This is a genomic window from Streptomyces sp. JNUCC 63, from assembly GCF_054366325.1.
In genome coordinates this window covers 2,385,223-2,403,479 of record NZ_CM135963.1, presented here as the reverse complement: position 1 = coordinate 2,403,479, position 18,257 = coordinate 2,385,223, and the positions used below count along the sequence as shown (strand labels likewise).

At 72.3% G+C, this 18,257-nt stretch carries 16 protein-coding genes; 14 read left to right on the top strand and 2 right to left on the bottom strand.

Annotated features, from left to right (window positions below; all coding sequences use genetic code 11):
* Positions 1 to 231: 231 nt before the first annotated feature.
* The 13 genes from ACX25U_RS10750 (at position 232) to ACX25U_RS10690 (ending at position 14,105) form a co-directional block, all read left to right on the top strand.
* Positions 232 to 2,478 carry a putative bifunctional diguanylate cyclase/phosphodiesterase gene (locus tag ACX25U_RS10750; RefSeq protein WP_454390957.1) on the top strand — a complete coding sequence of 749 codons (2,247 nt, stop codon included), beginning with the start codon at positions 232 to 234 and terminating at the stop codon, positions 2,476 to 2,478.
* Between the two features lie 79 nt (positions 2,479 to 2,557).
* Positions 2,558 to 2,854 carry an Asp-tRNA(Asn)/Glu-tRNA(Gln) amidotransferase subunit GatC gene (gene gatC / locus ACX25U_RS10745; protein WP_006130840.1) on the top strand — a complete coding sequence of 99 codons (297 nt, stop codon included), beginning with the start codon at positions 2,558 to 2,560 and terminating at the stop codon, positions 2,852 to 2,854.
* 6 nt (positions 2,855 to 2,860) lie between these two features.
* Positions 2,861 to 4,354 carry an Asp-tRNA(Asn)/Glu-tRNA(Gln) amidotransferase subunit GatA gene (gene gatA / locus ACX25U_RS10740; RefSeq protein ID WP_454390954.1) on the top strand — a complete coding sequence of 498 codons (1,494 nt, stop codon included), beginning with the start codon at positions 2,861 to 2,863 and terminating at the stop codon, positions 4,352 to 4,354.
* Positions 4,351 to 4,593 carry a hypothetical protein gene (locus ACX25U_RS10735; RefSeq protein ID WP_454390952.1) on the top strand — a complete coding sequence of 81 codons (243 nt, stop codon included), beginning with the start codon at positions 4,351 to 4,353 and terminating at the stop codon, positions 4,591 to 4,593. Before gatA ends, ACX25U_RS10735 begins: the two co-directional genes overlap by 4 nt.
* Positions 4,594 to 4,609: 16 nt before the next feature.
* The gene (gene gatB / locus ACX25U_RS10730) at positions 4,610 to 6,124 is read left to right on the top strand and encodes an Asp-tRNA(Asn)/Glu-tRNA(Gln) amidotransferase subunit GatB (protein WP_454390950.1); all 1,515 of its coding nucleotides are present in this window, start codon (positions 4,610 to 4,612) and stop codon (positions 6,122 to 6,124) included.
* Positions 6,125 to 6,249: 125 nt separating this feature from the next.
* Entirely contained in the window at positions 6,250 to 6,624 is a 375-nt protein-coding gene (locus tag ACX25U_RS10725; protein ID WP_454390948.1) for a hypothetical protein, read from the top strand.
* Between the two features lie 246 nt (positions 6,625 to 6,870).
* Complete coding sequence (locus tag ACX25U_RS10720) at positions 6,871 to 9,108, top strand: MMPL family transporter (RefSeq protein ID WP_454390946.1); 2,238 nt, start codon at positions 6,871 to 6,873, stop codon at positions 9,106 to 9,108.
* Positions 9,086 to 9,652, top strand: a complete 567-nt coding sequence (locus ACX25U_RS10715; protein ID WP_454390944.1) for a GNAT family N-acetyltransferase — start codon at positions 9,086 to 9,088, stop codon at positions 9,650 to 9,652. The genes ACX25U_RS10720 and ACX25U_RS10715 overlap by 23 nt, the downstream gene beginning before the upstream one ends.
* A gap of 314 nt (positions 9,653 to 9,966) precedes the next feature.
* Positions 9,967 to 10,095: a hypothetical protein gene (locus tag ACX25U_RS10710; RefSeq protein ID WP_454390942.1), complete on the top strand. Its 129-nt coding sequence runs from the start codon at positions 9,967 to 9,969 to the stop codon at positions 10,093 to 10,095.
* A gap of 219 nt (positions 10,096 to 10,314) precedes the next feature.
* Positions 10,315 to 10,500 carry a hypothetical protein gene (locus tag ACX25U_RS10705; protein ID WP_454390940.1) on the top strand — a complete coding sequence of 62 codons (186 nt, stop codon included), beginning with the start codon at positions 10,315 to 10,317 and terminating at the stop codon, positions 10,498 to 10,500.
* A 53-nt stretch (positions 10,501 to 10,553) separates the two neighbouring features.
* Complete coding sequence (locus tag ACX25U_RS10700) at positions 10,554 to 13,604, top strand: helix-turn-helix transcriptional regulator (RefSeq protein WP_454390938.1); 3,051 nt, start codon at positions 10,554 to 10,556, stop codon at positions 13,602 to 13,604.
* 17 nt (positions 13,605 to 13,621) lie between these two features.
* On the top strand, positions 13,622 to 13,876 hold the full coding sequence (locus ACX25U_RS10695) for a hypothetical protein (protein ID WP_454390936.1): 255 nt from the start codon (positions 13,622 to 13,624) through the stop codon (positions 13,874 to 13,876).
* Positions 13,877 to 13,910: 34 nt separating this feature from the next.
* The gene (locus ACX25U_RS10690; RefSeq protein ID WP_454390934.1) at positions 13,911 to 14,105 is read left to right on the top strand and encodes a DUF6191 domain-containing protein; all 195 of its coding nucleotides are present in this window, start codon (positions 13,911 to 13,913) and stop codon (positions 14,103 to 14,105) included.
* A 10-nt stretch (positions 14,106 to 14,115) separates the two neighbouring features.
* Here ACX25U_RS10690 and ACX25U_RS10685 read toward each other — a convergent pair whose 3' ends face one another.
* Complete coding sequence (locus ACX25U_RS10685; RefSeq protein ID WP_454390932.1) at positions 14,116 to 15,312, bottom strand: PQQ-dependent sugar dehydrogenase; 1,197 nt, start codon at positions 15,310 to 15,312, stop codon at positions 14,116 to 14,118.
* A gap of 550 nt (positions 15,313 to 15,862) precedes the next feature.
* Entirely contained in the window at positions 15,863 to 16,861 is a 999-nt protein-coding gene (locus ACX25U_RS10680; protein WP_454390930.1) for an aldo/keto reductase, read from the bottom strand.
* Positions 16,862 to 16,939: 78 nt separating this feature from the next.
* Here ACX25U_RS10680 and ACX25U_RS10675 point away from each other — a divergent pair, with 78 nt between their 5' ends.
* Positions 16,940 to 17,890: a 2-hydroxyacid dehydrogenase gene (locus tag ACX25U_RS10675; RefSeq protein ID WP_454390928.1), complete on the top strand. Its 951-nt coding sequence runs from the start codon at positions 16,940 to 16,942 to the stop codon at positions 17,888 to 17,890.
* Positions 17,891 to 18,257: the final 367 nt, after the last annotated feature.

Sequence of the window (18,257 nt, the reverse complement as noted above, 5' to 3'; positions counted from 1 at the left end):
CAGATGCATACGGGTGACCGGGGCGCATTCGGGCAACCGTCGACGACCGCTGCCCGTGAAAGGCTTCCGCGGCCTACTGTTGAGGTGTGCGCCTGCCGTGCCCAGCTGCGGTCGGGGCATCCCCGTGCTCGTCATGAGCGCGTGGAAGGGTTTTCCAGCGCGGTGCCGCCCAGTGGTCGTCGGGCAGCGGACCGCGTGGCGTGGGCACCGCCGGCTGTGAGAGGGACGGGAATGGAACCGACGGAGAGCGCCGCCCCGCACTCACGGCTGCGCCGGTTGGCCGGCAACTGGTGGGGGAGCCGGGGGCGGGCGCCGGAGCGTCCGGGCGCGAAGGAGCGCGCCGGGCGCGTTGCCGGACAGTACACCGTGACGGAGCTCCGTGCCTCCGCGCGGCCGGCCGTCGGACACACCTCCGGGCTTCCGGGCGCCGAAGCCGAACAACACCGGTTCCGGCCCGCGTTGCCGGCGGCGGTCGTCGCCGCGGCCGCCCTCGTCCTGGGCGCCGGTTTCTCCTGGGCGTTCCTCGGCGGCCACGCGCTCTTCCCGTCCGGCACCGTCGGCTGGTCCCTGGCCGTGCTCACCGGCGTCATCGTCGGCCACCTGGTCATGCTCGGCCGGGCCCGCTGGTGGGGCGGCACCGGCTCCGGCGCCGCCCTCACCCTCGCCGTGCTGCTGCTCTACGGCTGGGTGCCCGCCGGCATGGTCAGCCTCACCGTCGTCGTCCTGGTCGGCATCGCCCGCCGCCACCGCTGGCGCCAGGGCGTGGTGCACGGCGCGGTGGACATCCTCGGCATCGGCGCCGGCGCCCTGGTGCTGGGCGCCTTCGGCCGCGTACCGACCGTGGAGCGACCCTGCGATCCGGGCAGTTGGACCGCGTCCACCGCCCTGCAGGTGGTGCTGGTCGCCACCGCCTACCTCGCGGTCACCCGCGCCCTGCTGTGGTTCCTGCACACCTCCCGCAACGCCGGGATGCCCACGGTCGCCCGCACCGCCCTGGTCAGACAGGGCCTGGTCGCCGTCGCCCTGCTCGGCATCGCGCCGCTGGTCTGCGTCGTCGCCGTGGCCAAACCCGTCCTGCTGCCGCTGTTCGCCATCCCGCTCATCGCGCTGGACTCCACCCTGTGGATAGCCCGCGTCCGGGCCGAGGAGCAGTTGCGCGACCCGCTGACCGGGCTGCCCAACCGGCAGTGGCTGCTGGAGCGCATCTGGACCGCCCTGGACGAGGCCGAACGCATCGGCGCCCGGGCCGCTCTGATGCTGATCGACCTGGACCGTTTCCGGTCGGTCAACGACACGCTCGGTCACCTCGCCGGGGACCGGCTGCTGTTGCAGATCGCCGACCGGCTGCGCCAGGCGCTGCCGCGCGGGGCGGAGGCCGCGCGGCTCGGCGGCGACGAGTTCGCCGTGTTACTGCCGGTCGCCGACTCCACGACGTCCGCGACCCGGGTCGCGCGCGCCCTGGTCACCACCCTCAGCTCCCCGCTCGACCTCGACGGGCTCACCCTCGTCCTGGAGGCCAGCGCCGGAGTCGCCGTCTTCCCCGACCACGCCCTGGACGCCGAGGGCATGCTGCGCCGGGCGGACGTGGCGATGTACCAGGCCAAGCGGGACCGCACGGGCGTGGAGGTCTACGAGTCCAAGCGGGACTCCAACACTCCCGACCGGCTGGGGCTGCTGGGCGACCTGCGCCGGGCCCTGGACGCTCACGAGGTCCAACTGCACTACCAGCCCAAGGTCCGCTTCGACGGACAGGTCGCGGGCCTGGAGGCGCTGGTGCGCTGGGTCCATCCCGAGCGCGGCAAGGTGCCGCCGGACGAGTTCATAGCGATCGCCGAGTCCTCCGGGCTGATGCCCCACCTGACGGACTACGTGCTGGAGACCGCGCTCGGGCAGGTCGCCCGGTGGCGGGCGCAGGGTCTGTACGTGCCGGTCGCGGTCAACGTCTCCCCGCGCGATGTGCACGTCCCCGGCTTCGCCGGCTCGGTGGCCGCCCGGCTGGCCCGGCACGGCGTCCCGGCGGGCGCGCTGCAGCTGGAGATAACCGAGCACGTCCTGCTGGAGGACCCGCAGCGGGCCGCCGACACCCTGCACGCCCTGACCGGGCACGGCGTGAAGATGTCGCTGGACGACTTCGGCACCGGGTACTCCTCGCTGGTGCACCTGCGGCGGCTGCCGGTGAGCGAGCTGAAGATCGACCGCTCGTTCGTGGCCCGGCTGGCCGTGGACGCCGAGGACGCCGAGATCGTGCGCTGCACCGTCGACCTCGCGCACTCCCTCGGCCTGCTCGTCGTCGCGGAGGGCGTCGAGGACGACGAGACCTGGGAGCGGCTGCGGGACCTGGGCTGCGACGCCGTACAGGGCTGGCTCGTCGCCGCCGCGATGCCTCCGGAGGAGACGACGGCGTGGCTGCGGGCACGGGGGTCGCGCGGTTGGATACGCCCCGCCGCCGCGCTGCCCGCGGCGGCGACCGACGAGTGAGCCGACCGTTTCACGGGTTTCAGGTCCGGCCCCATAGGATTGGGCCAAACCACACACACTCACCCCAGAGGAACGCTGCATGCCTGGCATCACGCGCGAGGAGGTCGCCCACCTCGCCCGGCTGGCGCGTCTGGAGCTGAAGCCCGAAGAGCTCGACCACTTCGCGGGACAGCTGGACGACATCATCGGCGCGGTGGCCCGCGTCAGTGAGGTCGCCGACCAAGACGTACCGCCGACCTCCCACCCGCTGCCGCTGACCAACGTCATGCGCGCGGACGAGGTCCGTCCGTCGCTCACCCCCGAGCAGGCGCTCTCCGGCGCCCCGGCCCAGGAGCAGCAGCGTTTCAAGGTGCCGCAGATCCTGGGGGAGGAGTAAGCAACCATGACGGACATCATCAAGCTCACCGCCGCCGAGACCGCCGAGAAGATCGCCTCCGGTGAGCTCACGGCCGTCGAGGTCACCGAGGCCCACCTCGCCCGGATCGAGGCCGTCGACGAGAAGGTGCACGCCTTCCTGCACGTCGACCGCGAGGGCGCCCTCGCCCAGGCCCGCGCCGTCGACGAGAAGAGGGAGCGGGGCGAGAAGCTCGGTCCGCTGGCCGGCGTACCCCTCGCGCTCAAGGACATCTTCACCACCGAGGGCGTGCCGACCACCGTCGGCTCCAAGATCCTCGAGGGCTGGATCCCGCCGTACGACGCGACCCTCACCAAGCGGCTCAAGGCCGCCGACGTGGTGATCCTCGGCAAGACCAACATGGACGAGTTCGCCATGGGGTCCTCCACCGAGAACAGCGCCTACGGCCCGACCGGCAACCCCTGGGACCTCACCAGGATCCCCGGCGGCTCCGGCGGGGGCTCCTCCGCCGCGCTCGCCTCCTTCCAGGCCCCGCTCGCCATCGGCACCGACACCGGCGGCTCCATCCGCCAGCCGGCCGCCGTCACCGGCACGGTCGGCGTGAAGCCGACGTACGGCGCGGTCTCCCGCTACGGCATGGTCGCCTTCTCGTCCTCCCTGGACCAGGGCGGCCCCTGCGCCCGTACGGTCCTGGACGCGGCCCTGCTGCACGAGGTGATCGCCGGGCACGACCCGCTCGACTCCACCTCCATCGACGAGCCGGTCCCGCCGGTCGTCGAGGCCGCCCGCAACGGCAGCGTCGAGGGCATGCGCGTCGGCGTGGTCAAGCAGTTCCGCGGCGAGGGCTACCAGGCCGGTGTCATCCAGCGCTTCGACGAGTCCGTGGAGCTGCTGAGGGAGCTGGGCGCCGAGATCGTCGAGCTGGACTGCCCGTCCTTCGACCTGGCCCTGTCGGCGTACTACCTGATCGCGCCGTCCGAGTGCTCCTCCAACCTGGCCCGCTTCGACGGCCTGCGCTACGGCCTGCGCACCGGCGACGACGGCAGCCACTCCGCCGAGGAGGTCACCTCCCTCACCCGTGAGGAGGGCTTCGGCCCCGAGGTGAAGCGCCGCATCATGCTCGGTACGTACGCGCTCAGCTCCGGCTACTACGACGCGTACTACGGCAGCGCCCAGAAGGTCCGCACCCTCATCAAGCAGGACTTCGACAAGGCGTTCGAGCAGGTCGACGTGATCGTCTCCCCGACGACCCCGACCACCGCCTTCGCGATCGGCGAGCGCGCCGACGACCCGATGGCGATGTACCTCGCCGACCTGTGCACCATCCCGACCAACCTGGCGGGCAACGCGGCCATGTCCCTGCCCTGCGGTCTCGCCCCGGAGGACAACCTGCCGGTGGGCCTGCAGATCATCGCCCCGGTGATGAAGGACGACCGCCTGTACAAGGTGGGTGCCGCCGTCGAGGCCGCCTTCGTGGAAAAGTGGGGGCACCCGCTGCTCGAGGAGGCTCCGTCGCTGTGACCAAGGCACTGCAGAAGGCCAAGGGCTTCAAGAAGTCCAAGTCCGGTACGTACCTGTCCATGGCCACCACCGCGTTCGGCGCGATCGGTGTCGCCAAGCAGATCAAGAAGGCCCGCGCCGAGCACGACACGCTGCGTCTGATCGACGCCACCGTGTCCGCCGTCGCGATCGTCACCGGCCTCGCCATCCTCTACCGCGAGCTGAAGCGGCTGGGCGACGACGACGTCCTGCTGGGCTGAGAGGGAAGTTTTCACCGTGACCACCACGACCGACCTGGTGTCGTACGAGGACGCGCTGGCGTCGTACGACCCCGTCATGGGCCTCGAGGTCCATGTCGAACTCGGCACCAAGACCAAGATGTTCTGCGGCTGTCCGACCGCGCTCGGCGCCGACCCGAACGCCCAGACCTGCCCGGTCTGCCTCGGCCTGCCCGGCGCGCTGCCGGTCGTCAACGCGACCGGCGTCGAGTCCGCGATCAAGATCGGTCTCGCGCTGAACTGCGAGATCGCCGAGTGGTGCCGCTTCGCCCGGAAGAACTACTTCTATCCGGACATGCCGAAGAACTTCCAGACCTCCCAGTACGACGAGCCGATCGCCTTCAACGGCTACCTCGACGTGCAGCTGGAGGACGGCGAGATCTTCCGCGTGGAGATCGAGCGTGCCCACATGGAGGAGGACACCGGCAAGTCGACGCACGTCGGCGGCGCCACCGGCCGTATCCACGGCGCGTCCCACTCGCTGCTGGACTACAACCGCGCCGGCATCCCGCTCATCGAGATCGTCACCAAGCCGATCGTCGGCGCCGGCGAGCGTGCCCCCGAGGTGGCCAAGGCCTACGTCCGTGAGCTGCGCGAGCTCATCCGGTCGCTCGGCGTCTCCGAGGCCCGCATGGAGATGGGCCAGATGCGCTGCGACGTGAACCTGTCGCTGATGCCCAAGGGCGCCGACAAGTTCGGCACCCGCTCCGAGACGAAGAACGTCAACTCGCTGCGGTCCGTCGAGCGCGCGGTCCGGTTCGAGGTGCAGCGGCACGCCGCCGTCCTCGACAGCGGCGGCACGGTGGTCCAGGAGACCCGCCACTTCCACGAGGACACGGGCTCCACGACCTCCGGCCGGGTCAAGGAGGAGGCCGAGGACTACCGGTACTTCCCGGAGCCCGACCTGGTGCCGGTGGCCCCCTCGCGCGAGTGGGTCGAGGAGATCCGCGCCGCGCTGCCCGAGCTGCCGCTGGTCCGCCGTACCCGCCTGCTGGCGGAGTGGGGCATCTCGGCCACCGACATGCAGGCGATCCTCAACGCCGGCGCCCTGGACCCGATCGTCGCCACGATCGAGGCCGGCGCGGACGCCGCCTCCGCCCGCAAGTGGTGGATGGGCGAGCTCGCCCGTGCCGCCAACGAGTCGGGCAAGGCCCTGGACGAGTTGCCGATCACGCCGGCGCAGGTCGCCCGGGTCACCGAGCTGGTCGCCAAGGGGGACCTGAACGACAAGCTGGCCCGCCAGGTGATCGAGGGCGTCCTCGCAGGCGAGGGCACCCCGGACGAGGTCGTCGACAAGCGCGGCCTGAAGGTCGTCTCCGACGAGGGCGCGCTGACCGCCGCCGTCGACGAGGCCATCGCCGGCAACCCGGCCATCGCGGACAAGATCCGCGGCGGCAAGGTGGCCGCGGCCGGCGCCCTGGTCGGCGCGGTCATGAAGGCCACCCGCGGCCAGGCCGACGCGGCCCGCGTCAAGGAGCTGATCCTTCAGAAGCTGGGCGTCGGCGAGGGCTGAGCCGGCTCTCGCGAACCACCCTCGGGGGGGCACCGGATCCGGTGCCCCCCCGAGGCGTTCCGTCACGGGGGTCGCCCCCAACCCCGCGTCCGGGCCGCCGGGCGCAGGCGCTACGCTCGCCCGCCATGAGTGGACGCGCCGATTCCGACACGCACCCCGAGATATCCGAGGCCGACGACGTCCAGACCACCGCGGTACGGGACGACGACGGCGATGCCGAGGGCGATACCGAGGACGATGTCGAGGTCCCCGCTCAGGTCGCCCGTCGCGCCCGCTGGACCGCGACCGGCGCCGGCGCGCTGCTGACGCTCGCCGGCCTCGCCGCGGCGCTGCTGCGGCTCACCCGCTCGGCCCCCGCGCTCGTCCCGGCCGCCTACGCCCTCGGCGCCGCCGTCTGCGCGCTCGCGGCCTTCCTCGGCTCCCGCGGACGCACCCGGCGGGCGCTGTGGCTGCTGATCGCCGGGGTGATGGTGATGGCGCTCGGCGACCAGTTCGACTGAGCACCCTTCCGAGCAGTCGGCCTTCCTGATCCGTACGTGACAGCGGGCACCCTGCGGGGCGACAGACCTCACCTGATTGTCCTGTGAATTGAATCGCACTCATGTGAATAAGGCCACGAATACGGTAAACGATCAGATTCGCCTGCAAGAGTGTCTTTAATTGCTCATGCGTTCTTTGCGGGCCGTTCCGTTCATGGACGACTGTTCCCGGTCAAAGATCCACATAGTCACCCTGGGAGCACGTTCGTGGCAGCCCTAGCGCGTTGGTGTGTCCGGCACCGCCTCGTCGTCGTACTGCTCTGGATCCTCGCCCTCGGCGGGGTCACCACGGCCGCCTCCGTCACCGGTTCGGCGTACTCCAACGACTACGAGGTCCCCGGCACCGAGGCGGGCCGCGCCACCCAGCTGCTCCGGGAGGGCTTCCCCGGACTCGGCGGTGACAGCGACACCGTCGTCTGGCACACCACGGCCGGCACCGTGCGCGCCGCCGACGTCGAGCAGACGATGACCCGCGCCCTGGACCGGATCGCCACCCTGCCCCAGGTGGCCTCCGTGACCAGCCCCTACGAGGGCCAGGGAGCCCAGGGCGCGGACCGGATCAGCCGCGACGGGCACACCGCGTACGCCACGGTCACCTTCACCCACGAGGCCCAGGACATCACCGAGCCCGAGGCGCAGGCCGTGGTCACGGCCGCCAAGGCCGCCGAGGCCGACGGGCTCCAGGTGGAGCTCGGCGGCAGCGCGATCGGGGCCACGAAGCCCTCCGGCGGACACCTCGCCGAGGTCGTCGGCGTGGTCGTGGCCGGGGCGGTGCTCCTGCTCGCGTTCGGCTCGCTCGCCGCCGCACTGCTGCCCATCGCCACCGCCCTGGTGAGCGTCGGCACCGCCCACGCCGCCATCGGACTCCTCGGCCACGCCATGACGGTCGCCGACTTCGCGCCCATGCTGGGCATGCTGATCGGGCTCGGCGTCGGCATCGACTACGCGCTGTTCATCGTCACCCGGCACCGGCGCGGACTGAAGCGCGGACTCGACCCCACCGAGGCGGTCACGAACGCCGTCGCCACCACCGGACGGGCCGTCGTCTTCGCGGGTGCCACCGTTTGCATCGCCCTGCTCGGCATGCTGATCCTGCGGCTGGGCTTCCTCAACGGCGTGGCGGTCGCCGCCTCGGTGACCGTGATCCTGACCGTCGCGGCCTCGGTGACCCTGCTGCCCGCCCTGCTGTCCTTCATCGGCCCGCGCGCCCTGAGCCGGCGCGAGCGGCGCCGACTGGCCGAAAACGGTCCCGAACCCGAGTTGCCCACCGGATTCGCCGCCCGCTGGTCGGCCTTCGTCGAACGCCACCCGAAGCTGCTCGGCGCCGTCGCCCTCGCCGTGATCACCGTGCTCGCCCTGCCCACGCTCTCCCTCCGCCTGGGCACCTCCGACCAGGGCAACGACCCCAGCACGGCCACCACCCGGAAGGCGTACGACCTCATAGCCGAGGGCTTCGGCCCCGGCGTCAACGGGCCGCTCACGCTGGTGACCCCCGTGGACGGAGCCGAGGCCAAGCTCGCCCTCGACAACCTCGACGCCACCCTGCGCACCACCGAGGGCGTCGCCGCGGTGACCCCGGCGACCTACAACACCGGCGGCACCACCGCCTACCTGACCGTCATCCCCGACTCCGCTCCCCAGTCGCAGCGCACCAGCGAGCTCGTCGACCGACTGCGCACCGAGGTGCTGCCGCGCGCCCAGACCGGCACCTCGCTCGATCTGCACGTCGGCGGGGTCACCGCCGGATACGACGACTTCGCCCAGGTGATCATCGGCAGACTGCCGCTGTTCGTGGGCGTGGTCGTCGGCCTCGGCTGCGTACTGCTGCTGCTCGCCTTCCGGTCCATCGGCATCCCCCTGAAGGCCGCCGCGATGAACATCGCCGCCGTCGCCGCCGCCTTCGGAGTCGTCGTCGTGATCTTCCAGTGGGGCTGGGGCAGCGAGTTCCTGGGCCTCGGCAGGGCCGGACCCATCGAGCCCTTCCTCCCCGTGATCATGGTCTCGGTGCTCTTCGGGCTGTCCATGGACTACCAGGTCTTCCTGGTCAGCCGGATGTACGAGGAGTGGCTGGAGACCGGAGACAACCGGCGAGCCGTCCGCGTCGGCCTCGCCGAGACCAGCCGGGTGATCAACTCCGCCGCGGTCATCATGATCTCGGTCTTCCTCGCCTTCGTGCTCGGCGGCGACCGGGTGATCGCCATGTTCGGCATCGCGCTCGCCGCCGCCGTCGCCCTGGACGCGTTCGTGCTGCGCACCCTGCTCGTGCCCGCCCTGATGCACATGCTCGGCCGCGCCAACTGGTGGCTGCCGCGGCCGCTGGACCGGGTGCTGCCCCGGATCAGCATCGAGCCGCCCGAGTGCCGCGCCGGCCATGAGAAGATCACGGACGTCGTGGAGGCACTGGCGAAGGAGCCGCAGCAGGATGTACGCGATCTCCCTGGGTGACGACGGAGCCGAGCTGCGGCCGCTGGAGCCCTGGCATGCCGCGGAGTTCCTCGCTCACCTGGACCGGGGGCGGAAGTTCATCACCCGGCACATCCCGTTCGGGGCGAACGCCACGGACCTCGACTCCGCCCGCGCGACCCTGCAGGCGTACGCCGACAAGCGCGCCGCCGACAGCGGCTTCCTGCACGGGCTGTGGCTGGAGGGCAAGCTGGTCGGCGGGCTGCTGTTCCGTATCTTCGACGCGGCGACCGGCACCTGCGAGATCGGCTGCTGGCTGGAGCCGGCCGGCACCGGACGGGGACTCGTCACGCGCGGGGCGCGGGTGCTCATCGACTGGGCGTTCGACGAGCGCGGCATGCACCGCGTGGAGTGGCACGCGTCGTCGGCCAACGAGGCGAGCATCAAGGCGGCCCGGCGGCTGGGCATGACCCGCGAGGGCGTGCTCCGCGAGAGCTTCCCCTACCGGGGTGTGCGCCAGGACATGGAGGTGTGGGCGGTCCTCGCCCCCGAGTGGCGCGAGGCACGCGCGCGTGATCGTCGGTAAGGAGCACGGAGAGACCTCTCAGGAAGCGTCCGTACGGTGCGGGGCATGGGAACGAAGACCGCGGACGAGGCCGGGGCGGCGCCCGGCGCCGAGAACGGCACCGACGGCGGGGAACCGGCCGAGGCCGCGTCGCCGGCGTCCGAGGAGGACGGCTCGTCCGGCGTCGGCCAGGGCGCGGGTGCCGTCGTCTCCGCCGCGCTGGGCCTGGTTTCGCTCAGCGGTAGCCGGCTCGGCATCGTGGCCGGGGCGCGCGAGCAGCTGATCGTCCGGCTGCGGACCTCGTCCTCCGCGAGCATCGCCAGCAGGCCGAGGAGGTGTACGGCGACGCCTGGCACACCGCCGCGCCGTGGAGCGGGCTGTTCGCCCTCGTCGCGGTCCTCGCCCTCGTCGCGGTCCTCGCCGGCCCGCGTTCGGCGTCCCTGCTCGGACTGCCGTCCGCCTGAGTCACCATCGCTCTCCGAGGGGTCCCCGGGGCGGCCGTAGGTGCCTTACCGGTCTCCCACCGGTGCCTTACGGCCGTTCTGAGGCCCCCCTACGCGTCTAAGGCCCCCTGCGCCGCGGAAAGATGCGGAACTCTCCCGATGTGGCCGACCCCCCTGGGAGACGAAGGTTGAGGCATCGCCGGAAGCGATACCGAAACCACCTCTCACCAGGGAGACGTCATGTTCCACCTCGAGCTCCACCAGCAGCACGCCACCGAACTCCACCGTCGCGCCGAGCAGGACCGCCTGGCCCGCGAGGTCCTGAGCGCCCGCCGTGCCGCGCGCCGCGCAGCCGCCCGCCGAACCCCCGAGGCGGAGCCGCATACCCACGGTCCCCGCCGACACTGGTTCACCCACGCCGCGTGAACACGGTGGCGCGGGCTGCGAAAACGGGTGCCGCGCTGTCAGACCCGCATGCGATGCTCGGGGCTGTGGAAACCAGGTCCGTCAGTCCGGTGTTCGTCGGCCGCGCCGACGAGTTGAGCACGCTGCACGATGCGCTCTCCCGCGCCGCCGCGGGAGAGCCGCAGGCGTTGCTGCTCGGCGGTGAGGCGGGCGTCGGCAAGACCCGTCTGATCGAGGAATTCGCCGGCGCCGCCGGTCGCGGGGGCGCCGTCGTGGCGCTCGGCGGCTGTGTGGAGATCGGCGCCGACGGGCTGCCGTTCGCCCCCTTCTCCACCGCCCTGCGCGCCCTGCGCCGCGAACTGCCCGACGAGTTCGCCGCCGCGGCCGCCGGGCAGGAGGAGGAACTCGCCCGGCTGGTACCCGAACTCGGCGAGCCGCCCGCCGCGCGGGGCACGGGCCGGTACGACGAGGAGGGCATGGCCCGTCTCTTCGAACTCACCGCCCGGTTGCTGGAGCGCGTCGCCGCCGACCACACCGTCGTCGTGGCCCTGGAGGACCTGCACTGGGCCGACGCCTCCACCCGGCATCTGCTCGCCTACCTCTTCCGCACCCTGCGCACGGGCCGCCTCCTGGTCCTGGCCAGCTACCGCTCCGACGACATCCACCGCCGCCACCCGCTGCGGCCCCTGCTCGCCGAACTCGACCGGCTGCGCACGGTCCGCCGCCTCGAGCTCGCCCGCTTCACCCGCCAGGAAGTGGGCCGCCAGATCGCCGGAATCATGGCCACCGAACCGGACCCCGCCCAGGTCGACGAGATCTTCGAACGCTCCGACGGCAATGCCTTCTTCGTCGAGGAGCTCGCCGTCGCCGTCCACGAGCGCTGTTGCCCCAGCCTCCGCGAATCCCTGCGCGACCTGCTCCTCGTCCGGGTCGAGACGCTGCCCGAGCCCGCCCAGCGGATCGCCCGGATCGCCGCCGAGGGAGGGTCCACCGTCGAGCACCGGCTGCTCGCCGCCGTGGCCCGGCTCGCCGAGGACGACCTCATCGAGGCGCTGCGGGACGCGGTGAACGCCAACATCCTGATCGCCGCACGCACCGGCGACGGTTACCGCTTCCGGCACTCCCTGGTCCGCGAGGCCGTCAGCGACGACCTGCTGCCCGGCGAGCGCTCACGCCTGAACCGCCGTTACGCCGAGGCATTGGAGGCCGACCCGACCCTCGTCCCCGCCGACCAGCGCGTCATGCGGCTGGCCAGCTACTGGTACCACGCCCACGACCCGGCCAAAGCCCTGCCCGCCGTCCTCGAAGCCTCCGTCGCGGCCCGCGCCCGGCACGCCTACAGTGAGCAACTGGGGCTGCTGGAGCGGGCGATGGAACTGTGGGACGCCGCGCCGCAGGACGTACGCTCCCGGCTGCGCCTCGTCGACTACACCCAGACGTACTCCCCGTGCGGCTGCGACCCGGCGACCACCCCGCTGACCTACCTCGACCTGATGGCCGAGGCCGCCGTCGCCGGCCGCTTCTGCGGGGAGCGGGACCGCGCCATGAAAATCACCAAGCGGGCGCTGCGCCTGCTGGAGGACGACGACGATCCACTGCGGGCCGCCTGGTTCTGGGTCCAGCGCTCCCGGCTGGTCCAGGCGAAGGCCCACGGCGACGGCTGGCGGGAACTGGGCACCGCGCAGGAGCTGGTGCGCGGGCTGCCGCCGTCCGAGGTGCACGCCGAGGTGCTGGTCAACGTCGCCAACTGGTCCATGGTGCACGTGCCGGGCCCCGACGCGCTCTCGGCCGCCGAACGGGCCGTGGAGTACGCGCGCATGGTCGGCGCCCGCGAGATCGAGATGACCGCGCGGCTCACCCTGGGCGCCCTCATGGCCCAGGCCGGTGATGTCGAGGCGGGCCTCGCCGAGATGTACGAGGTCAACAAGCGCACCGTCGCCGACGGCATCGCCGCCGTCGCCGGCCGGTCCTACGTCAACCTGCCCTCCGAACTGGAGGCCGTCGGCCGCTCCCGCGAGGCCGTGCCGCTCATGGAGGAGGGGATCGCCTTCACCCGGCGCTTCGGCCTGCTGGACAGCGAGGCCTGGGTGTGGGGCAACCTCGCCGAGTCGCTGTTCACCCTGGGCCGCTGGGAGGAGGCCGCCGAGGCGGCGTCCCGGTCCCGGCGCGTCGGGCAGAGTGCCAAGCCGCGCGGTTTCCACGCCCGGATCCGCGCCGAACTCGCCCTCGAGCGCGGCGACCTCGCCGAAGCGTACGACCAACTGGCCGACGCCCGTGAGCACTTCGGCACCCATGACTTCGCGCCCCAGCACTCCCTGCCGCTGGCCCGCATCGCGATCGGGGTCGCCGCGGGCGAGGGCCGCCTGCTGGACGCCCGCGCCGAGCTCCAGCACGTCGTGGAGGACGGCTTCCCGCCCGGCACCCAGCGCTACGGCTGGCCTCTGCTGCTGACCGCCGCCACCGTGGAGACCGGCGCGGCCGGACTGCCCGCCGCCGACCCGGGACGCGCCGAAACCCTCGAACGCATCCGCCGGGCCGCCAGGTCGCTCGCCACCAACGTGCCCGTCTGGCAGGCGTACGAACGTTGGGTGCGTGCCGAACTGCTGCGCGCCGAGGGCCACAGCCGGCCGGAGGACTGGGCGGGGATCGTCGCCGCCTTCGAGACGCTTCAGCGCCCCTACGACCTCGCCCGCGCCCGCTGCCGCCTGGCCGAGGCGCTGCTCGCCGCCGACGAGGACCAGCGGGACCGCGCCACCGAACTGCTGCGTTTGGCCCACGCCGTCGCCGAGCACCTGCGCGCCCGCCCGCTGGCCGACTCCGTCGCCCTGCTCGCCCGCCGTGCCCGCCTCACCCTGACCTGCGCCCCACAGCGGCCCACCTCCGCCGACCCCGCCGAGTCCCTGGGCCTGACCAGCCGCGAACGTGACGTCCTGCGCCTGGTCTCCATCGGCCGCACCAACCGCCAGATAGCCGAGGAACTCTTCATCTCCCCCAAGACAGCCAGCGTCCACGTCTCCAACATCCTTGCCAAGCTGGGCGTCTCGGGCCGCGGGGAAGCAGCGGCGGTGGCCCACCGGCTGGGGCTGTTCCCGCCAGGGACCGGGGACCGCCTGGTCGCGCGATGACGAGGGGAAGAGTCTTTATGGAGGGCACCCTGCCATGCACGACCGAGTTCACCGAGCGGGCTGCGCGGCAGTGCGATGCGCTCCCGGAAGATCAGCGCGAACTGCACAAGCTCGCCGAGGACCCGTTCACGCCGGTGTCGCGAGCCGTCGGCGGCGAGGCGCGTGGCGTCGCCCTCGCGCCACGGCTCAGCGTCCACTACACGGTGCACGAGGCGGTGCTGGTCCTGATGTCGGTGGCGCACTTTCGCCGATGCCTCATCGACGACGAGTAGAGGCCCGAGTGATGGCGGCCGGAGGGGAAAAGCCGTGTTCAACGTCTTCGAGGAACTGTTCGCGCCCGGACGCAAGCACACCCGGGACGAGGAGAAGCGGCTGGAGCTGACGCGGGAGGACGTGGGGGACAACGATCCCGGGCGGGGTCCGATCGATCTCGCGTCCGGGAAGGTGGTCGTACGGCCGCCCGAGACTTCCTCGGAGGAGGGCGGGGCCGGCGAGGGGTGAGGGGTGGGGTCTACTTCACCTCCAGTTCCAGGATTCGGTCGTCGCCCTTCTTCGGGGTGCCGCGGCCGTCCGTGTTGCTGGTGATCAGCCAGAGTTTGTCGCCGCCCGCCGAGGCCACCGTGCGCAGGCGGCCGAACTCGCCGGTCAGGAACGCCTGGGGGGCCGCGGAGGCCTCCGTGCCCTTCAGCGGGATGCGCCACAGTCGCTGGCCCCTCAGGCCGGCCATCCAGATGGAGCCCTCGGCGTAGGCGATGCCGCTGGGGGAGGCGACGTTCGTATGCCACTCGGCGATGGGGTTGTGGAACTTCGGGTCGTCGGACTTGCCCTCCGCGTCCGGCCAGCCGTAGTTGTCGCCCGGTTTGATCGCGTTCAGCTCGTCCCAGGTGTTCTGGCCGAACTCCGAGGCGAACAAGCGCTGCTTGTCGTCCCAGGCCAGGCCCTGCACATTGCGGTGGCCGTAGGAGTACACCGGGGAGTCGGGGAACGGGTTGCCCGGGGCCGGCTCGCCCTCCGGGGTCAGCCGCAGGATCTTGCCGCCCAGGGACTTCCGGTCCTGGGCCAGACCCCGGTCACCGGTCTCACCCGTGCCCGCGTACAGCATCCGGTCGGGGCCGAAGGCGATCCGGCCGCCGTTGTGGATGAACCCCTTGGGGATTCCCTTGAAGATCGTGTCGGGGGCGCCCAGTTGCTGTCCGACCGGCTTCCTGTCGTCGTACAGCATCCGGACGATGCGGTTGTCCGAGGCCGAGGTGAAGTAGGCGTAGATCATGTGGTCGGAGGCGAAGTCGGGGGAGAGCGCGATGCCCAGCAGGCCGCCCTCGCCCTCCGGCGACACCCCGGGCACCGTGCCCAGCTCGGTCTTCTTCCCCGTCTTCTCGTCCACGCGCGTGATCGTCGCCTTGTCACGCGAGGAGACGAGCAGACCGCCGCCGGGGATCGGGGCCAGTCCCCACGGCGAGTCCAGCCCCTCCGCGACCGTGCGCAGCACCTTCACCGAGCCCTTGGCCGGCGGCGCGCTCTCCCCGGGCGCCTGCCCGGAGGGCGAGGACGCCGCCGTCGTACGACTGGGCGCCGCGGCGCCCCCACCGGCCGACGAGCCCCCGGAGGAGCACCCGGCCGTCAACAGCAGGGCGGCGGCCAGTACGCCCGTCACCACTCGACGTTGCACGATCTTCGTCCCTTCGACGCGGCGGGTCCTACCTGTCATACACCGCCCGCGCCTCCCAGGTTCCCGATCACCCAAAACCAACGCCCACCGCCCCTGACGCCTGCTGCCCCCTGACGCCCACCGCCCCTGACGCCTGCTGCCCCCTGACGCCTGCTGCCCCGATGCCTGCTGGCCCCATGCCCGTCGGCCCGATACCTGCCGCCCCGGCGTTTGTCGGCCTGGTGTCCGCCGCCCCGGAGCCCATCGGCCTGGCCGCCCGCCGAGCAGATGCCCGTCGGCCCGGAGCTCGTCGGCCCAGTTCCCGTCGGCCGGAGCCCGTCGGCCCAGTCCCCGTCGGCCTGGCGTCCGCCGAGCCGATACCCGTCGACCCGGAGCCCCCTGAGCCCCCTGAGCCCGATGCCTGCTGGCCTGGCGCCTGTCGAGCCGGATGGCTGCCAGCCCGGCGTCCGTCGGCCCGGTGCCCGCTGATCCGGTGCCCGCTGATCCGGTGCCTGCCGGCCCAATGCCCGTCGCCCCTATGCCTGCCGACCCGGCCCCCGTCGGCCGGCCGCCCGCCGAACCCGACGCCCGCGCCTGCCGCCGCGTGCCCTCAGTCCCACGAGCCCCGTGCCGCCGGCAGCCGGCCCAGCTCCGTCAGGTCCTGCGGCGTCAGACGCAGCGCCGCCGCGCCCGCGTTCTCCGTCACCCAGCGTTCCCGCTTGGTGCCCGGTACCGGGATCACGTGGCGCCCCTGGGCCAGTACCCACGCCAGGGCCACCTGGGCGGGGGTGACGTCCTCGCCGTGGCGCTCGGCCGTTCGTCGCAGACCGGCCACGATCGGCTGGTTGGCGGCCATCATCTCAGCGGTGAACCGGGGGTGACGGGCGCGTACGTCGTCCGGTTCGAAGCCCTCGCCGGGGGTGAGCGTGCCGGTCAGGAAACCGTTGCCGAGGGGCATCGCGGCCAGGAGGCCGACCCCGCGCGCCTCGCACCACGGCAGCAGCGACTCCAGGGCCTCCGGCGACCACACCGACAGCTCGGCCTGCACCGCGCTCACCGGGAAGACCTGCTGCACCCGTTCCAACTGGCGGATCGTTCCGTCGTGCAGCCGCGCCCCGGACCTGCGCCCGCCGCGCGCACCCACCGCGCACAACCCCAGCGCCCGCACCTTCCCGGCCCGCACCAGCTCCGCCATCGCCCCCCAGGTCTCCTCGACCGGGACCTCGGGATCGGCGCGGTGCAGCTGGTAGAGGTCGATCACGTCCGTCTGCAGCCGCCGGAGCGAGGCGTCGCAGGCCCGCTTCACATAGCCGGGACGCCCGTTGGCCACGATGTGCTGCTCACCCACCAGCAGACCGACCTTCGTCGAGACGAAGGCGTCGGACCGCCGCTGCTTCAACACCCGACCCACCAGCAGCTCGTTGGTGAACGGGCCGTACATGTCGGCCGTGTCCAGGAGCGTCGAGCCCAGATCCAGCGCCCGGTGCACGGTCCTGAGCGACTCCTCCCCCCGCTGCCGCGACGCGCTGTACGCCCAGCTCATCGGCATGCACCCCAGTCCTACGGCCCCCACCGTGAGTGCCGCCGCGCCGATCGTCCTGCGCTCCACTTGGCCGTAACCCTCCCTCTCTCGGGCTCCACCAACCTAACCTCTGCCTCCCGACGCCCCTGGCATAGCCTCCTGACCATGACCGCTGACGTATGGCTGCCCATCCCGCCGGACGAGATCGAGGGGCTTCCGCAGGGGCCCGCCTACCGCTTCTGGGACGGCGCCGAGGAGTTCCCCGCGGACCCCGCCGACTGCGCCTTCTACGTCGTGCCGTACATGAAGCCCAGCGGCATCGGCGTACGCCCGATGCCGCACATGAGCTCCCTGCGGGTCGTGCAGACGCTGTCCGCCGGCACCGACCACGTGGAGCCGGGCCTGCGGCACCTGCCCCCCGGCGTGCGGCTGTGCAACGCGCGCGGAGTGCACGAGGCGAGCACGGCCGAGCTCACCCTGGCGCTCATCCTGGCCTCGCTGCGCGGCATCCCCGGCTTCGTGCGGGCCCAGGACCGGGGCGAGTGGCAGGGAGGTTTCCACCCCGCCCTCGCCGACAAGAACGTGCTCATCGTCGGCTACGGCTCCATCGGCGCCGCCATCGAGGACAGGCTCGCGCCCTTCGAACTCGCGCGGGTGGCGCGCGTGGCGCGCTCCAAGCGCACCACGGCGCGCGGTCCGGTGCATCCGCTCACCGATCTGCCCCCCCTGCTCCCGGAAGCCGACGTCGTCGTCCTGTCCACGCCCTTGACGGAGTCCACGCGCGGGCTGGTGAACGCCGACTTCCTCGCCCGGATGAAGGACGGCGCACTGCTGGTGAACGTCGCGCGCGGACCTGTCGTCGACACCAAAGCGCTGCTCACCGAGCTGGACAGCGGCCGTCTCACCGCCGCCCTCGACGTCACCGACCCCGAGCCGCTGCCCCCGGAGCACCCTCTGTGGCACGCACCAGGTGTGCTGATCAGCCCCCACGTCGGCGGCCCCACGTCCGCTTTCCTGCCGCGCGCCAAACGGCTTCTGACGGACCAGTTGCGCCGTTTCGTGAACCAGGAGCCGCTCGCCAACGTGGTTCTGACGACGGGCGCGGCAAGCGCGTAGTCCGCTTCGGGTACTGTCCGCAACCCCTTGGACGCGGTACGTACCCGCATCTCCGCTGGTCGTCACGGAGCGTAGAGATGCTATGTCCCTGAGTGACGATACTGGTGTATCGTCCCGACAGGGGCTGCGCCGCGCACCGTTCGGCGCCGGGGACGGACATCTCAGACTGCGAGGGGGGCGACGGGCGATGCACGGCCTATGGACGAACGATCCGACGCGGCGGGGCCGCCGCCAAAGGCCCTGGCGCACGGCCGCGCACAGACGCGGCCGTCACAGCAGCCATCACCACCACCGCAGGCCCGGCGGCCGCCGGAGGCACGCGCACCCGGCGCACCGGGATCCCCGGGACCCGGCAGCGCGGACCAGG